Source organism: Sinorhizobium psoraleae, from assembly GCF_013283645.1.
GTDB lineage: Bacteria > Pseudomonadota > Alphaproteobacteria > Rhizobiales > Rhizobiaceae > Sinorhizobium > Sinorhizobium psoraleae.
Map to the genome: position 1 here is coordinate 22,057 of NZ_JABEKV010000007.1, position 14,765 is coordinate 36,821.

The window sequence follows — 14,765 nt, forward strand, 5'->3', positions numbered from 1 at the left end:
TGAATACCGAAACTGATACAGGCACAATGAAGCCTTACCCTTTAGGCTAAGCTCGACACCGTACGAAGGCGGTCCCTCCGGACCACAGCTACGCCGAGCGGTCCGAGCGCTTTGCTCGCTGTATAGTCGCTGACTCCGAATTGGCGTGGTCAAACATGAGTTCTCCCGAAGTATGTGGGCCTGCCTACGATTCTCACGGATAGCTGCCAACCCACAGCGTCTTCTGATCATTCGCGCTTGGCAGGAGGTGTTTGGCTTTCCATCCTGCGCGGAGGCTCGAACGGCAGAACTTCCGGCACCACGCGCACACCGGTGGTAAACTTGAGCGAATGGCCGAGCTCGTTCGGATACGCCATCTCGAGGAAAAAGGCGATCCAGCCTCGGGCTGGCGTCGCCACCTTGCCCGTATTGACGCCGTCCCCTTCGTCGTTCAGCACTGAGCTGCGAAAGGCTGGCCCGATCGTCTCGAGACGGAAGTCGCGTGCTGTCGGGTTCGCCGCCTGCCACAATCGCACGACCGTCGGCTCCGTCTGCGTCCTGACACGGATCGATCCGTCCCCTTCGAAGCTCCACTCAAATCGCGGCCGTTCCTGGCCGGCGATGATCGACTGGTAGAAGGCGAGGGCGCTCTCGGCCGCGTCCGAACCGCGCAGTGAGTGGTCGGTGTTCGGCACGTAGCGCAGATAGGTCTCGCCCTTCAGGCCATCGATGTAGAACTGCGACGAGTCCGGCAGGAAATACTGATCCCCCGTCGAATTGACGATCATCTTCGGCATCGTCAGCCGATCACGATAGGCGTAAGGATCCTCGATCGCGAGGAGCTCGCGCAATTGCGCCGCGCCGAGCCATTGCATGAGCCCGGCTTCCTGATAGGGGCCGAGCGCAGAGGCCCAGCGTCCATAGGCGCGATAGTGGTGCTCGAAGGAGGGCTCGATGTTCAGCATGTCGATCACCACCGGGACGATCGCCACCACTCGCTTATCGACGGCGGCCGTGGTCCAGGCGGTCCAGCCCCGCTTCGATCTGCCTCCGACCACGAACCGATCGACGACTGTGGCGCCGCCCTGCGTGCTGGCACAAAACGCGGTCACCGCGTCCATCGCCCGGACCGCGCTCTTCGTCATCGGCAGGCGGAGCGGCCATGCCTCATCGCCGGTCCTGAGATACTTCTCCCAGCTATAGGCGATGATCGCGTCCTCCGAGCGCGGCCTTTCCTCCCCTGCGAACGTGAGCGGCTGGTTCGGCACCATGCGCACTTCGCTCACCACCGAGCGCGTCATGATCGCAAGCGACGTGAGGAAAGGATCGACGCGCGCTGGCGGACGGCTCGAGGTTGAGCCTCCGCCTATGACGAGAACGCCGATGCGGGTCTCGACACGCTCAGGCCTGACGATGATCAGCCAATGCCTCCAGAGCGGTTTATCAACCTCCCTCGCCGCGCGCCATTGTTGCGAGGTCATGTCGAGGACGTGCGCCGTGTAGCCGTCGCCCGGTATTGTCGTCACGAGCTCATACCGGTAGGCCGGGTCGGCCGCGGCGACATAGCGGTCAAGCGCTGTCTCGCCGTGAGCCACTGCGGATGGCGTCTGCACCAGGGCCAACAGGGAAGCGAAGATAGCGGCAAGCGTTGCCTTCGGCATGAGCAGGGCTCCGGTGCTGCAGAGCTGTATTCTACACCACTTTTAGCCGTGGAAGGCTGCAGGCGGTGCAAAGCATCGCCATCTTCGAAAGGGCAATCGGGCAAGCCCCCCGGGGCACGTCTAACAAGCCCGTGAGACAGAGGGGCGCGTCGGGTGCCTTGTTGCAAAATCGGATGCCGAGGGCTCTTCTGCCTTGGCGTCAGATTGAATAGATGCCGAATTGGCCTGCTGGTTGGCGTGAGCACCTTGAAGAACTCGGCTTGCTCATATGCAAGACGATTGTCTCACAATGCACTATTGTAATTCTCCATTTCGAAGGAAACTGGGCAGCCGATTTCACCTGCCGCAGTTGACGGGCAGGATCTGGGCGCTCGCGACCTGATTGCGATCGTCACGGAATTCCTACGCGAGTTGCACCCGCAGCAGCCACGCTCGATCGATGTTGCTCCATCGAGCAGGATCGAGCGCGATCTCGGCATCGACAGTCTCGGCCGAACCAAATTGGCATTGCGGATCGAGCGCGCCTTCCATATGAAGCTACCCACCCGCGAGTGGCCGAAGCCGAAACCGTGTCCGATCTTGTGCGGGCGCTGGACCGGGCCCGACCGGCGGGCGAACGAAGCGCTCCCGGCGGACGCCTGACCGCCGTCCTTCCGACCGTCCCCGCTGCGACCGAGGCACGTACACTGGTCGAGGCGTTGGAGCGGCACGAAGCGCTGCATCCAGAGCGGCTGCACCTTACCGTGCTGGAGGACGAGACCACCACCCTCGGTGCCCTTACCCATGCTGACCTCGGCAGGCGAGCGCGCCGGCTTGCCGGCGCACTCGTCGCTCGCGGTATCGCGCCGGGCGATCGGGTCGCCCTGATGCTCCCGACCGGGCTCGATTTCTTTGTCGCATTCTTCGCCATCCTCTACGCCGGCGCCAGTCCCCGTGCCCATCCAACGCCGCTTTTGCGGCGGAAAGGTCTGTCTTGGCCTGTCGGCGCGCACGCACGACGTCCCGAATCGCCTCATGCGCCTCATCGGGAACCCAGACGGCAACGAGTTCTCCGGCGCGCAACTGACGGGCCAGCATCTGGGCATCCTTGCGGTCGGTCTTGATCCGATCGCTCGCCCGGCGCGGCATCGCAGATGGCGATATGACGGTACAGTCAATCCCGACTTTCCGGAGATAGCGATAGATGACAAGCCACAAGGGCCGGATTCGTAGCAGACGCAAAGCTCGAAACCGCCCTGAGCGATTTTCTTCAGCGCTGCGTGCAATGCTTCCGGTCGGTTCGCCACCGTGCCGAAATAGCGAACCTCCCGGTCGTCGCCTTCATCGGCCAACGCAATGGCGACCGTCTCCTGATGAACGTCGAGGCCGATGTACTTCCTTCCCGCCGACATGTGAGCTTCCTTCCTGTTGCTCGTCCACGAAGAGCACATTCAAAAAGCCCCGACCTTGGCGCAAGTGATCGTCATCGGGTCAACCTGGCGGGCGCGGGCCTTCGGCTGCTCCGCTCCCTGAGGGTCGCTGCGGCCGCTTGCCGGCCTCTGCCGGCGCGGCTGGAAAACGCCTCGCGGCCACGCTGAACTTCTCAACAGGGGTGGAGTCCGGAAGTTCGTCGGGATGGTGCCGAGTGACTGCTGTGACCACAGTTGCGGACGTTTTGTCCAAACCCCGTTTGACTGTCGACCCAGAATGCACGCATTCAAACCCTACAGGCGCACCGCTGGTCGACAGATCGATCGTGGCGACCTGGTGCGGAACGCCGATTTCCTCGAGAAGGATCCGGATCCCCAGCGAACAGGATCGGGGAGCATGAAAGAGTCGCATAAATCTGACCTTTGCTTCCGAAGTCGACTTCGCCGGCGTCCTCAGGCCTGCGCGAGGCTGAAGGCGAACTCGGTTCCCAGGCGGCGAGTTCCGTGAGCTTCCATTCGCGCGGAGCCATGGGATAGTGCCCGTGCCAGGGGCGCGCCTCGCACATGTTCAGTTCCGGGATGAACACGTCCATGTCGGTATAAAGTTCGATCAGCACTTGATCGGGGTCGTAGTGATAGCCGGCAATGTTATGACCGGCGGTATGGCGTGACGGGCCCCATTTCACCGGAAGACCGCGCTCGGCCAGCAAGTCGCACGCCATGGCGTGGCTGGCATTGCCTTTGAGCTGGAAGGCGATGTGGTGGACCCGGTTCTCCGGCATGCTCACCACGTTGACGACATGGTGTTCGCGGTTGCAGGTGATGAAGTTGGAGATGCCGGCGATCGTGTCGGTGAACCAGAAGCCCAGAAAGTCCATGAAGAAAGTCTTCAGCTTCGGACCTTCGGGCGAGATCACCGCCACGTGTCCGAGCCGGAGCGGCGACACGCCGGTGCGCTTGAAGCCGGGTGCAGGAGCATCGATGTCGGTATAGAGCTGGAGCGTGGTGCCTGGCACCGGCTCGACCTCGACCAGCTCGCGGATCCCCGGCTGGCTGTCGGACTTGATCTGAGCGCTCAGGCCGAAAGCGCCGAGTTCTCCTACAAGCTTCTTCAGATCAGTGCCGGGATTGAGCTGGAAGCCGAGATGGCCCATCGCCTTCCGCTTGGCCTGACGCAGGACGATGTTGTGGTGCTCATAGCCAATAGACAGATAGCTTTCTCCCTCATGACCGGTTGCGGTCTCCGTCATGCCGATTGCTTCTGCGTAGTGATCCTTGGCGCGCACGATATCGGGCGTTTCCAACGCCACATATCCCAGTTGGAACACTCTCGGGTCGAATTGTTTCTGCATAGTTTTCTCCATCTAGTGCTGTCTGGGTGCCGGACTATGGCCGTCCAGACGATATGCGGCATGGAAACCTTCCGATAATCAATCACGAGCAACCGCGAAGCTGGGCACTCGAGGCGTTTCCAGAAGTCCGGTCAAAACGAGTACCCCACCTTGACGGCGGCGCTGACCACATCATTGTCCGTGAAGTCTCCGAATGAACCCGAAGCGTCACCGAACTGGTAATACGAGACAGCGGTCGTCACTTTCACTTTGTCTTTCGTGTAGATCGCGCCGAGCGCTGCCCCCCACAGACCGTCTGTCGCGTCGATTGGCGCGTCAGCCGATACGTCGGTTTCTGGCTCGTAGGTCAGAGCCGTGAAACCCGCCCAATTCTGGTTGAGCATCTGGACTACGCCGAGCCTGTAGGTCGTCGTGTCGTTGAAGTGAGTCAGTGAGCCCAAAGGGTAACCCGGTGGACTGATTGTGGTTTCGCTCCATTCGGCCCAGCGAACCGTCGCAAAGAGCAGCGTCGAATGACTGACCGGAGCCTGAAGATCGATGTTAACCGATTGCGGCATCTCGACGTTCGTCGTCCCTACGTAAGCGCCGGAAGTGTCGAGATCGTAGTCGATCGCCGAGTTGTAGGTGACTGCGACCCGAACATGGGCCTCCGGGATTTCAAAGGCGCCCCCGACCACGTAGCCCGCCGCCCATTTGTCTTCAAAGTCGACGTCCGCGAACCCCGCTGGCACGCCGCCTGCAAAGACTGAGATATCAGTGTTGCCTCCGAGACGCTGAAGTCTGGGGCCGCCAAAGATGCTGAAACGATCCGTGAGCTTGTAGCGCAACAAGCCTGTGATCGCGAACGACTCGACTTCTCCCGTCAGCCCGGACAGCGGCCCGTTATTGTACTCGAGGTTGCGCCCGTAGGGATTGTCTACAATGACCGCTCCCGAGAATTGCTCGTTGATATCGGCCTTGAAGGCGCCATTGTAAAATGGAAGCATGGGCGCCGTATCGCCCGAAGCAAACGGGGGGCCGGCGGCAGTGATCTGCCCCTCCACGTTCGGACTGGCAAAACCTAACCCGAACTCTATGTAGCGTCCTGGCTCGAAGAGGACGTCATTCGGCTGCCCCAGAATATCGAACCCTCCTGCGACCGCGGGTGCTACGAACAGACAGCTAAAGAATCCAGTCAGCAAATTGATAGCTTTCATGCGGGTCTCCCTCCTCAGAGACGCGTCGCTTTTGCGCGAAGCCCAAGGTCAATGGACATTTCTCACTTTGGCTGAAGCACCTGCGGCTCGCCTCCAGCTAGGCGGCGGCCCCAGGGGGGTGGACCAGGAGGTCACACTTCGGACCTTCACCCCTCGGGGATCGGGCTTTGGTGTGGGCGGCGACGGCGCGCGCGTCCTGGTCCCGTCGAGGTCACGCGTCCACGATTTCGAGCAGTTGCCTGCCGAAATCGACGCTGCGGTCATCGGTGCGCATTTCGGCACGCAGAATGTCGCCCGCCGTGAGGTAACGTGCGCGTGCGGTCGCTTCCTCGACGATCGCATCCTTCCGCTCCGAATCCTTGAAGAGCTTGGTCGTCAGAATTTGGCCGAGAGGGGCGGTCGCTTGCAGGATCACGCCGCCCGGCGTTCCGGTCAGGACGAGGTCGCCTGCCGACAGGTCCATCAGGGACGCAATGTCGTTGAGGCAGGCTTCCGGCCGAAAGATGAGGTCTCGCGTGTGAGCGGACTGCCGCAGTTCGTCGTTCAGCCACAGACGGATCTCGATCCTGTCGAGCAAATCAGCGACCTCGTCAGGCTCCGGAATGACCAGCCAAGGCCCGCATGGGCAGAAGGTGCGGGCGCTTTTTCCACGGAACCACTGCAAGAAGGCTTCGCCGAACATGACGTCGCGGGCTGACACGTCGTTGCACAAGACGAGTCCACCGATAAAATCGCCGAGAGTCCCTCGGGTGACGTGATCGCCTGCACTTAGTGATCGCTTCAGGACTAGCCCGAGTTCCACCTCATAGTCGAGCATCTGACACCCGGCCGGCCGAATAACCGGGTCGAACGCTCCCGACAGCGAAGAGGCGGCCTTCATGAACAGCAGGTTCGTCTGACGTGGCGCATGCCCCGATTGATCGGCGTGATCCGCATAGTTCAGACCCTGGCAGACGATCTGCGCCGGCGCTGTGACGGGGCTCAGAATGTTTGCTGAACTGGCCGCGAACCGCTCGGTGCCTGCCCGCGACCTGAGCTCTGCAGGAGCAAAGCGCAAGATGTCGGCTGTTGAGAGGAAGGTGCCTCCGAGCGGTGCGATCTCGTCTCCGTCAACAATCCCCCATAAGGGTTCACCGCCGATCGTAAATCGGGCCACTTGCACTACCATTTCATTTCCTTTCTTTGGATGGGCCGCTCTTTGGATGGGCCGCATCGAAAGCGGTCCGAATGTCGTCTCAGAGCGCTGTTTGAAGGTCGGAGCGCGGGTCAAGCGCGGTCCTTGCCCTTGAGGTCCCCGTATCGCGAGCGATAGTTCTCGATCGTGTCCATGGCGCCGCAGAACTCGACATTGTGCCAGTCGGGGTCGTAGAGATAGCAGGCGACGTTGCCACCGGTTTCGCCGTCGCCCAAAGGCGGTTCGCTGTTGTGGCGGACCGGACCGTAGTTCAACTGGAAACCGTCGGCCTGCTGTTGCTTGGCAAAGGCCAGGACATCCTCCAGTTGGTTTCCTTTCACCTCGAACGCGAAATGGAAGAAGCTCATGCCCGAAGGCACGGTGATCCTGCCGGAGGGGTCGTATTCCTCGACGAGCACGAGGCATTCCTCGTGGTCGGTTGCGCTCATGTAGCAGCAGCGAATGCGCCAGCCTTCCTTGAAGGGATGCGGTTCGGGCTCACAGGTGCGGCTGTGGATCATGCCGGCAACTTTCTCGTACCAGGCCCGGCTTCGCGCGATGTCGCGCACATAAATCGAGAGCTGCCCAATGTGGGAAACGAGCGAAGGCCTGAAGACGCCGTAGTCTTCCGTCTTGTTGGAGAAACGCCGCTTGGTCAGCGTCGGCCACAACAGCACCAGTTCGCGAAACCATTTCCGCTTCAGGAGGCCGGCGAAGCGCAGTTTGAATGGCGGCAGGACGTTCGGGGGAACGAAAACGGTGTTGCTCATCTGCTGGGCTCCTCAATAATCTCAATCCAGTGCTGGTCTGGGTCCCGGACGCAAAAAGCACGCGAGACAGGGCGCGCAGAGGCAAGCATGCGCCCTTCGCGGATCGAGAGGCCCATCTCTCCTGCGCGGCGCCTGACGTCGTCGAATGCCTCTGCGTCCTTCACCGCTAACGCGAAGTGCAGCATGGAATTGTTGTCCATCTTCAGCTTGTGATGCTTCACCAGGCAGAGGTCGTGATGGTGGAAGCCGAACGAGAAGAAGTGCATTTCCTGCTGCGACAAGCGCATTGCGGCGCTGCTGTCCGGGTGGTTGAGAGCGGAGAACTGCAAGTCAAAGAGCTTGCTGTAGAAAGCCTTTGAGCGCTCCAGGTCGGTCACGTAGAAGACGTGGTGCTGAAGGTTGGTCACGGGAATCCGAGTTGGAACATTCATGACTGGTTTCCTGACTGATGGTTTGCCCAAGGGAGTGCTGGCGCCCCGTTCTCGTAACGGGCAAGATTGATCGCCATGGTCGACGTCCTCTTCTTCTCGCGAATTTTCAGAGGAACTGCGCCTTGAAGGCGTAACGACCCAGTTTTTCGCGGAGAGGGCTCGGATCGCCCTCAGTTGCAATTCTCGCCAGCAGCCCGAGCCGGGGATCTTGAGCGACCGAGAGCGAGTCCAGCTTCACGCCGGCCGACGCCGCCTCCTGGCGCACGACATCCTCGATCTCCAGCATCGACAACGCTGGTTTGAAGATCTTGCCAACGGATGTGACGGGCAGCGCGGTCAGAATCCGGACCGACTTCGGGTGTGCGGCGCGCTCTGGAATACGGCCGACGGCATGAGCAACGAGGTCCGCCTCCGATGCCGTCGTCCCCGGCTTCAACTGAACATAGAGGACTGGCAGTTCTCCGGCGCGTGCATCGGGCCGTCCAACCGCTGCCGCGAGTTGCACCGCCGGGTGGTCCTGCACGGCGTTTTCGATCAGCTTGGGGTCGATGTTGTGGCCGGCTCGGATGATAAGCTCCTTCTTACGGCCCGTCAGCCAGAAGTAACCATTCGCGTCCTGGCGGGCGAGATCGCCGGTGTTCAGCCAGCGTTCGTCGTCGATCTCAATCCAGATCCCCTTGTCGTGTTCGGGATTGATGTAGCCGGCAAAGACATTCGGCCCGCGGATCGCGAGCACGCCGGCTTCGTCCGGCCCGGCGAAGCCGGTGAAGCTGCCCGAGTCGTCAAGTCTGACGACTGCCATTTGCTGGTAGGGGAGGCGTAGGCCGATCGAGCCGACACGTCGCTCGCCTTCCGGTGGATTGACGCTGGAAACACAGGCGCCTTCCGTCAGCCCGTAGGCCTCCAGAATGCGGATTCCAATCGTCTCTTCGAAATTGCGGAACAGTGCCACCGGCATCGGGGCCGCTCCGCAAAAACCGTAGCCTACGCTCGATATGTCGCGGCCGCCGACCGGCACCTGCAGCAGTGCCGAGTACACGGTCGGAACGCCCGAGAATGCCACGACCCGATAGTGTTCGACGATCTCCCAAAAGGACGGGATAACACCCTCTCCGCGATAGCCCTGCGGCGTGCCAATGACGACATGTCCGCCTTGCGACCAGGGGATGAGGCCCGTTACCAGCTGTCCATTGACGTGGAAGAGCGGCAGGCCGCAGAAGATCGTCTTGCCCGGTGCGAAGGCGTCGCCAATGAAGGCTCGGGCGGACCAGGCGTCGAATACTTCAGACAGATGGGTGCGAGCGGCGATCTTGGGCAGTCCGGTCGTGCCGCCTGTGCAGAAGTATGAAGAGATATCTCCGGGGCTCGGCATCGAGAAGGTCAACCCGTCGCCGCGTTCCGCGGCAATTTCCTGACGCAGGCTGAGAACGGGGATCGAAAGGCCGTCGACGCTCGGAGCCTGCGCGTGTACCCCGGCCGCGTCCCCTGCGGCGTCGCGGAGATACGGCGCGAGACTGACGGTCAGAATTCCTTGCAAGTCCGGCACACTCGCCGCGGCCGTGATCGCCTTCTCCCAGATGTCGGTTCCCGGAAAGGGGGCGAGAGTAACGAGCCATTTTGCCTTCCCGGCGACGAGGAGTTCGCAGATCTGTCCCGCTTCAAGCAGCGGGTTGATCGCGAAAGCGATCCCTGCCGCCTCGCCGCCCCAGATCACGAAATGCGTTTCGGGCAGATTGGGCAGCACGAAGGCGACTGCGTCATCGCGACCGATTCCCAGCCGCCGGAGGGCATTGGCTGTCCTCGTGATGTCGGCGAGGAGCTCTGCATGAGTCCAGACGAAAGGATCACGAAAGTCGCCGGAGCGCAGAAAGAAGGACATGGCAGGTTGATCGGGCGCGATAGCGGCGCCGCGCGCAATCATCTCGTAGGTGCTTGCCGGAAGATTGCGTTCCCGCAGCGGCGTTTGCTCGAAAGCCTCGACATCTCCCAGAGTGGCAAGGGGGCGCCCGCAATCGTCAAGGGGTGTTGTGAGCATGAATGTCCTCCTCCAATCGATCCGCGCTGCCTCACTTGGGGAGCCGCGGTAACTCCAAATGCGACGGGCTTCCTCCGGCTCCATCTCCAGTGCCTGGAGCACGAACTCCGCGGCCGCTGACCCGGAGAGCCTCGATGCTGAAGGAAACCAAATCCTCGGGTGTGGTGATCGAGCGCCTGAAGTGGAAGTTCTTGATAGCTTTCGGCTCCCAGAGCGCCGCGGTTGACGCGCAAAGGCATTCGGCGGCCCGAAGACTGTCCTGTTGGCGAAATTCCTGTTCGCGGACACCCACTTCGACAAATTCAGCGACGATGGCCCTCACGCGTTTTGCGTGTGCCTCGAAGGCGGGCCAGCGCTCATCGTCGGCGTGGGTGAGTAGCTCGAAGAGGTTTGCTTCCTCGTGCATGAGAGCAAGCACACGTCGGTGCAGCTCCAGGATGAACGCTCGAAGACTTTCTGCACCCGTAAGCGTTCCGGAGCCGGGTCGCAGGACGGGAAAATTGTTGTCGAGCACGCGCGCAACAAGCGCGTCGTATATCGCCAGTTTGGAAGGGAAGAACCTGTAGACATTTGCTGGCGACATATTCAGGTAGGTGGCGATGTCGCAGACATTCGTCTTGCCGGATCCGTAACGCGCACACAAAGTCTCTGCCGCAGTGAGAATGCGGGCAACGTTCGCTCCCCGGCTCTCCCGTCGTTTTGTTTGCCAATCGGTCACGTCCGAGCGGTAATGATGGCTATCGAGCATCGGGCCCTCCAGGCGCGTCTGTGGCGCCGGGGCGGACCAACCGCAATTCGCCCAGATAGATGCTTTCGCTTAGGACACAGTCGCGCCAGACGCGGCCATTTGCGTGGGATACTTCGACGCGATATGTGCTTCCGTCACCCGGAAAACCGTCGAAGGCAAAATCGCCGAATTCGTTGGTGGTGGCCTTCGCGAGGCGCTTGCCTCCTTGGGAAAGGGTCACCTCCGCCCCCTGAACGCAATCGACCACCCCGGCACATTCGGCGCTGACGCTCCCGCCGATGAAACACGTCTCCCACCGCTCCAATCCTCGGTACCAAATGCGGGGTTTCGTCGCGAGGTTGGGTTTGAGCACCTTGAGCCCTTCCTTCTCTGCTTTTTTCTCCATCGCGGCGTCATCGAGTTTCACCGCCTCAAAGACGTTCGTCGGGCAGACCTGTTGACAGCGGGGCTGCTGCCAGCCCTGATCCAGCAGGTGGGCGTCGAAGAACCATGTTTGCGGTACCTGTTGCTCCTCGTTCCAGACGATTGCGCCATAGGGGCAGGAGCGGACGATGTCCTTGCGGCCACGCGATTTCACCGGATCGATGATGACGATGCCATCGTCGCGTTTGCGGATGGCGTCGCCGGCACGGCGAATGCAGGGCGCGTCATCGCAGTGATTGCACATCACCGGCAAGTAGGTGGTCTCCACCATGGGCGCGCTGCCCTGCGTGCGTCGCAGGATGCGGATGGGGCTATCGCCCACGGCAGCGGCCGGCGCCGCGTAGCCCGGGAAGTCGTTTCCGACGTGTTCATCCCGGTTCGCGATGACGCAGTTGTGGCAGTTCTCGCAGCGGCCAACATTGATGATCATGTTCCACTTGCTCATGGGCTTCCTCCTAAGCTGCCCGATCCAGTTTGAACGCCTCGGCGTTGCGCCACTTCTCGATCTGTACCAGGCAGGAATTGGGAGCCATGCTGCTGGTTCCGCGGGTCTGCGATCGGTCCGGGGTCAGGATGTTCAGGCAGCCGCCGACCTCGACGGTCTCCCCCGCGACGTCGATGAGCTGGAACTCGGCGCTGGCCTCGTAGGACTTGACGACGCCTGGGGTCACCAGCGGTGATATGTCGGCGGCGCAGATTACGGCGCCGCGGTCGTTGAAGATTTTTACCAGGTCACGATGGCGAATGTCCCGGGCGGCGGCATCGTCAGGGTTGAGCCGCAGCAGCCAAAAGCGATGGCCGGCAATCAGGGCGCGATGGTCTTCCACCTGATTGACCGCGCTGTTCTTGCCGTCCATGCTGGTGTGGAAGCTGTAGCGGCTGTGAGTTGCGATCATCTGCAGCGGATAGCGCTCCTTCAGCTCGGTGTTGCGCAGCCCTTCCCAGGAGGGGATGTAACGATTGACCGGTGACCGGTCCGGATTGTCTGCCGTGTTCCGCTTGAGGATCTCGGGCACGAATTCGAGTTTTCCGCTCGGGGTCTGCAGACCCATGCCGAACTCTTCGGCGTACTGGGATGGCATCGGAGCCGGTTCCGGAAGATCCTTGCGCCTTCCCTCGGCAAACCAGCGCATGTCGACGGGCTGGCGCAGTTCCGGCTTTTCCGGCGGCACGACGTAGTAGCCCTTGCGACAGAATTTCTTCCAGGAGATTTCGCCGGGCAGATCTGACGAATCGAACACGCGCTTGACCCAGTCGAGCTCGCTGCAGCCCTCGGTGAAGACAGCGCCCAGGCCCAGCCGGGTCAGGATGGCGGTGAATATGTCGTAGTCGGACTTCGATTCGCCCAAGGGCTCGATGCACTTATGCTGGAGGGTGATGACGCGATGATTGACGACGTTGACGCCGTGATGGGCATAGCCGCCGGAGTTCGCCCATTCGCCGATGTCCCAGCGCTCCAGCGACGTGCAGGCCGGCAGGATGATATCGGCAAACTGCGCCTCGCCCTCCATCCAGATGGACTGGTTCACCACGAACTCGATGCTCTCGTGCCGATAGGCATCCACCCAGCGTCCCGATCGGGTCACGGTGCTGAGCGACGAGCCGCCATAGCGGTAGATCATGTGTATCGGTGAGTAGCCCGGCATGGGATAGCTGAAAGGCGCGAACTGGGCCTCCTGGGCCATGCCGTCCCAGAGATAGCCAGTGGCGTGACCGTTGATGATCGCGTCCGGCAGTTGCTGGCGCGGCACCATCTGCTTGACGGGATTCATCGTCAGGATGTGCGGCATGCGCTGGTAATTGTTGACCGCGTTGCCGGTCCACGCCAGGTCGCCGGAAATCCCCCCGTCGGCATAGCCCGGAAAATAGAAATGCAGGTCGTGCGGGACGCCGATCTGGAGACCGCCGAAATTGACGCCCGGTTTGCCCCAGCCCTGCATAGCCATCATCGCGCCCATCGCGCCCATTGCGCGCCGGTCGCGCCGCGGCCTGCGCCGCCGAAGCCGGTGCCGGTCATTCCGACGGCAAGATAGACCTTCCTGCCGCCCCACTTGCGGGCGAGCGCGCGCACGTCCCTGGCAGGGATGCCGGTCTCGGTCTCCTGCCATTCCGGCGTCTTGGGGACGCCATCGGTTTCGCCCAGCAGGTACGCCTTCCATTCGTCGAAGCCGGTGGTGCGGGTGGCGACGTACTCCTCGTCATATAGGCCTTCCGTGACCCAGACATACATGATTGCCTGCGCCAGGGCCGCGTCGGTCTGCGGCCGGACGGGAAACCAGCGTCCGCCCAGCAACTGGGCTGTCGGATTACAATGCGGATCGATGTGCACGAAATCGATGCCGAGCTCCTTTGCCCATAAACGACGCGTCGTGCCCTCAAACCCCGCATAGGCTCCGTTGGTGCTTTCGGGGTCGCAGGACCAGAAGACGATCATCTCGGCTTCCTTCAGGCAATCCTCTACGCCGCCATAGCCCGCAGGCACGCCGACGCGCATTGAATTGCCGAAATGGTGCATGGCACCCCAGTACCAGCCTTCCCAACTGTCCGGATTGGCAGCGACCCGGGTGAAGCCGATCAGGTTGGCGAACCGCATCAGCGAGCTCAGGTAGTAGCCCACGTTTCCCCACTGGTGATGGGACGACATGGGGAAGGTGATGGAGCCGGGTCCGTGGACGCGCTTCTGCCGGTTGATCTCCTTGGCGACGATGTCCAGCGCCTCGTCCCAGCTGATTTGCACGTAGCCGGATTTTCCGCGGTTCTGGGGATTGCGTTCGCCATCGGGATCGAAATCCACCCGCTTCATTGGGTAAAGGATGCGCTTGTCCGAATAGACCAGCGATTTCATTGTCAGAGCGTGGGGGGCTACCAGCGCGCGGCGGGGCGGGCTGAACTTGCGCCCGCGGGCTTCGATCACCCAGGTGGACGGGTCGCTGCCGTCGAACTCGAGGGGAGTAACCCGCAGTATCCTGCCGCCCTTGACGTATACGAACAGGGGACCGCCGTTGGTGCAGGTGGTGTAGCGAAGGCTGCCGTCGTGCATCGGCGTCCCCATGGACAGGCCCGCAGTTTCGCTCATGTTGAGCGTCTGCGTAAACCAGACGACCAGATCGTCTGGTCCCGTGGTCGCGACCTTGAAGTTCTTGGCCGCGTGGATGATTTCCAACTGATCGCGATTGGGCATCAAGAGCTTCAACGCCGTCGCCGCGTCCTTGAAGGACATGGCCACTTCGGCCTCGGCCGGCGAACCCGCACGGGAGCGGAATCTGCCGCCGCGGATTTCCACAATGCGCCCGATGCTACCGTCCTGGAGGCCGATCCAAGCGACGAGGTTGCGCTGTTTCAGCCGTTCAGCAAATGCCGGGACGCGGGAGGCGGTGAGGTTCATCACTTTGGGCAGGGCAAAGAGGATGGCCCTGAGAACCTGCCGGTTCATCTTCGGCTTAAGGGCTAACATGTGCGCTCACCGGGTCCGAGCGCCCAGAAATTCCGGTCCTGTCGCGATTGCGCGCGCGGCTTGCTGTTTCATAGGCGTCTCCTCCCTACCACTACAATTGACTAATAAGTCATAATGACGATTAAGTCAATAA

Annotated in this window: 13 protein-coding genes and 2 pseudogenes; 1 reads left to right on the forward strand and 14 read right to left on the reverse strand. The window is 61.6% G+C overall.

Going from position 1 to position 14,765, the window contains the following annotated elements; genetic code table 11:
- Positions 1-12: 12 nt before the first annotated feature.
- The 3 genes and pseudogenes from ILFOPFJJ_RS36290 to ILFOPFJJ_RS36790 all read right to left on the reverse strand — a co-directional run.
- A pseudogene (locus ILFOPFJJ_RS36290) lies at positions 13-157 on the reverse strand (VOC family protein); the annotation flags it as partial.
- A gap of 70 nt (positions 158-227) precedes the next feature.
- On the reverse strand, positions 228-1,640 hold the full coding sequence (locus ILFOPFJJ_RS27990; RefSeq protein ID WP_173513830.1) for a PhoPQ-activated pathogenicity-related family protein: 1,413 nt from the start codon (positions 1,638-1,640) through the stop codon (positions 228-230).
- Between the two features lie 402 nt (positions 1,641-2,042).
- Positions 2,043-2,171, reverse strand: a complete 129-nt coding sequence (locus tag ILFOPFJJ_RS36790; RefSeq protein WP_446677093.1) for a hypothetical protein — start codon at positions 2,169-2,171, stop codon at positions 2,043-2,045.
- Positions 2,172-2,383: 212 nt separating this feature from the next.
- Between ILFOPFJJ_RS36790 and ILFOPFJJ_RS36540 the strand changes: the two genes are divergently transcribed.
- On the forward strand, positions 2,384-2,743 hold the full coding sequence (locus tag ILFOPFJJ_RS36540; protein ID WP_376741464.1) for an AMP-binding protein: 360 nt from the start codon (positions 2,384-2,386) through the stop codon (positions 2,741-2,743).
- Here the strand turns inward: ILFOPFJJ_RS36540 and ILFOPFJJ_RS36545 are convergent.
- From ILFOPFJJ_RS36545 to ILFOPFJJ_RS35265, 11 genes and pseudogenes are all read right to left on the reverse strand, one after another.
- A pseudogene (locus tag ILFOPFJJ_RS36545) lies at positions 2,640-2,861 on the reverse strand (IS110 family transposase); the annotation flags it as partial. The gene ILFOPFJJ_RS36540 and the pseudogene ILFOPFJJ_RS36545 overlap by 104 nt on opposite strands.
- Before the next feature lie 475 nt (positions 2,862-3,336).
- Positions 3,337-4,401, reverse strand: coding sequence for a VOC family protein (locus ILFOPFJJ_RS28005; protein ID WP_246299841.1), 1,065 nt, complete (start codon positions 4,399-4,401; stop codon positions 3,337-3,339).
- A gap of 131 nt (positions 4,402-4,532) precedes the next feature.
- Positions 4,533-5,597, reverse strand: coding sequence for an OmpP1/FadL family transporter (locus tag ILFOPFJJ_RS28010; RefSeq protein WP_173513831.1), 1,065 nt, complete (start codon positions 5,595-5,597; stop codon positions 4,533-4,535).
- Between the two features lie 211 nt (positions 5,598-5,808).
- A complete protein-coding gene (locus ILFOPFJJ_RS28015) occupies positions 5,809-6,765 on the reverse strand; it encodes a fumarylacetoacetate hydrolase family protein (RefSeq protein WP_173513832.1) in 957 nt (318 codons plus the stop codon).
- A gap of 98 nt (positions 6,766-6,863) precedes the next feature.
- A complete protein-coding gene (locus tag ILFOPFJJ_RS28020) occupies positions 6,864-7,541 on the reverse strand; it encodes a VOC family protein (protein ID WP_173513833.1) in 678 nt (225 codons plus the stop codon).
- Positions 7,538-7,948: a VOC family protein gene (locus ILFOPFJJ_RS28025; RefSeq protein ID WP_312032742.1), complete on the reverse strand. Its 411-nt coding sequence runs from the start codon at positions 7,946-7,948 to the stop codon at positions 7,538-7,540. The genes ILFOPFJJ_RS28020 and ILFOPFJJ_RS28025 overlap by 4 nt, the downstream gene beginning before the upstream one ends.
- A gap of 130 nt (positions 7,949-8,078) precedes the next feature.
- Entirely contained in the window at positions 8,079-10,007 is a 1,929-nt protein-coding gene (locus tag ILFOPFJJ_RS28030) for an acyl-CoA synthetase (protein WP_173513835.1), read from the reverse strand.
- A 31-nt stretch (positions 10,008-10,038) separates the two neighbouring features.
- Complete coding sequence (locus tag ILFOPFJJ_RS28035) at positions 10,039-10,755, reverse strand: TetR/AcrR family transcriptional regulator (protein WP_173513836.1); 717 nt, start codon at positions 10,753-10,755, stop codon at positions 10,039-10,041.
- Positions 10,745-11,623 carry a 4Fe-4S dicluster domain-containing protein gene (locus ILFOPFJJ_RS28040; protein ID WP_173513837.1) on the reverse strand — a complete coding sequence of 293 codons (879 nt, stop codon included), beginning with the start codon at positions 11,621-11,623 and terminating at the stop codon, positions 10,745-10,747. The genes ILFOPFJJ_RS28035 and ILFOPFJJ_RS28040 overlap by 11 nt, the downstream gene beginning before the upstream one ends.
- A gap of 10 nt (positions 11,624-11,633) precedes the next feature.
- Positions 11,634-13,127 (reverse strand): molybdopterin dinucleotide binding domain-containing protein, encoded by a 1,494-nt coding sequence (locus ILFOPFJJ_RS35260; protein ID WP_246299842.1) that lies wholly within the window; start codon positions 13,125-13,127, stop codon positions 11,634-11,636.
- A complete protein-coding gene (locus ILFOPFJJ_RS35265; RefSeq protein ID WP_246299843.1) occupies positions 13,124-14,632 on the reverse strand; it encodes a molybdopterin-dependent oxidoreductase in 1,509 nt (502 codons plus the stop codon). Before ILFOPFJJ_RS35265 ends, ILFOPFJJ_RS35260 begins: the two co-directional genes overlap by 4 nt.
- Positions 14,633-14,765 lie beyond the last annotated feature (133 nt).

What these genes read in the sequence shown, in the direction of transcription:
- ILFOPFJJ_RS27990 (WP_173513830.1), bottom strand. Translation starts at nt 1,640, where the DNA reads ATGCCGAAGGCAACGCTTGCCGCTATCTTCGCTTCCCTGTTGGCCCTG.
- ILFOPFJJ_RS36790 (WP_446677093.1), bottom strand. Translation starts at nt 2,171, where the DNA reads ATGGAAGGCGCGCTCGATCCGCAATGCCAATTTGGTTCGGCCGAGACT.
- ILFOPFJJ_RS28005 (WP_246299841.1), bottom strand. Translation starts at nt 4,401, where the DNA reads ATGCAGAAACAATTCGACCCGAGAGTGTTCCAACTGGGATATGTGGCG.
- ILFOPFJJ_RS28010 (WP_173513831.1), bottom strand. Translation starts at nt 5,597, where the DNA reads ATGAAAGCTATCAATTTGCTGACTGGATTCTTTAGCTGTCTGTTCGTA.
- ILFOPFJJ_RS28015 (WP_173513832.1), bottom strand. Translation starts at nt 6,765, where the DNA reads ATGGTAGTGCAAGTGGCCCGATTTACGATCGGCGGTGAACCCTTATGG.
- ILFOPFJJ_RS28020 (WP_173513833.1), bottom strand. Translation starts at nt 7,541, where the DNA reads ATGAGCAACACCGTTTTCGTTCCCCCGAACGTCCTGCCGCCATTCAAA.
- ILFOPFJJ_RS28030 (WP_173513835.1), bottom strand. Translation starts at nt 10,007, where the DNA reads ATGCTCACAACACCCCTTGACGATTGCGGGCGCCCCCTTGCCACTCTG.
- ILFOPFJJ_RS28035 (WP_173513836.1), bottom strand. Translation starts at nt 10,755, where the DNA reads ATGCTCGATAGCCATCATTACCGCTCGGACGTGACCGATTGGCAAACA.
- ILFOPFJJ_RS28040 (WP_173513837.1), bottom strand. Translation starts at nt 11,623, where the DNA reads ATGAGCAAGTGGAACATGATCATCAATGTTGGCCGCTGCGAGAACTGC.
- ILFOPFJJ_RS35260 (WP_246299842.1), bottom strand. Translation starts at nt 13,127, where the DNA reads ATGATGGCTATGCAGGGCTGGGGCAAACCGGGCGTCAATTTCGGCGGT.
- ILFOPFJJ_RS35265 (WP_246299843.1), bottom strand. Translation starts at nt 14,632, where the DNA reads ATGTTAGCCCTTAAGCCGAAGATGAACCGGCAGGTTCTCAGGGCCATC.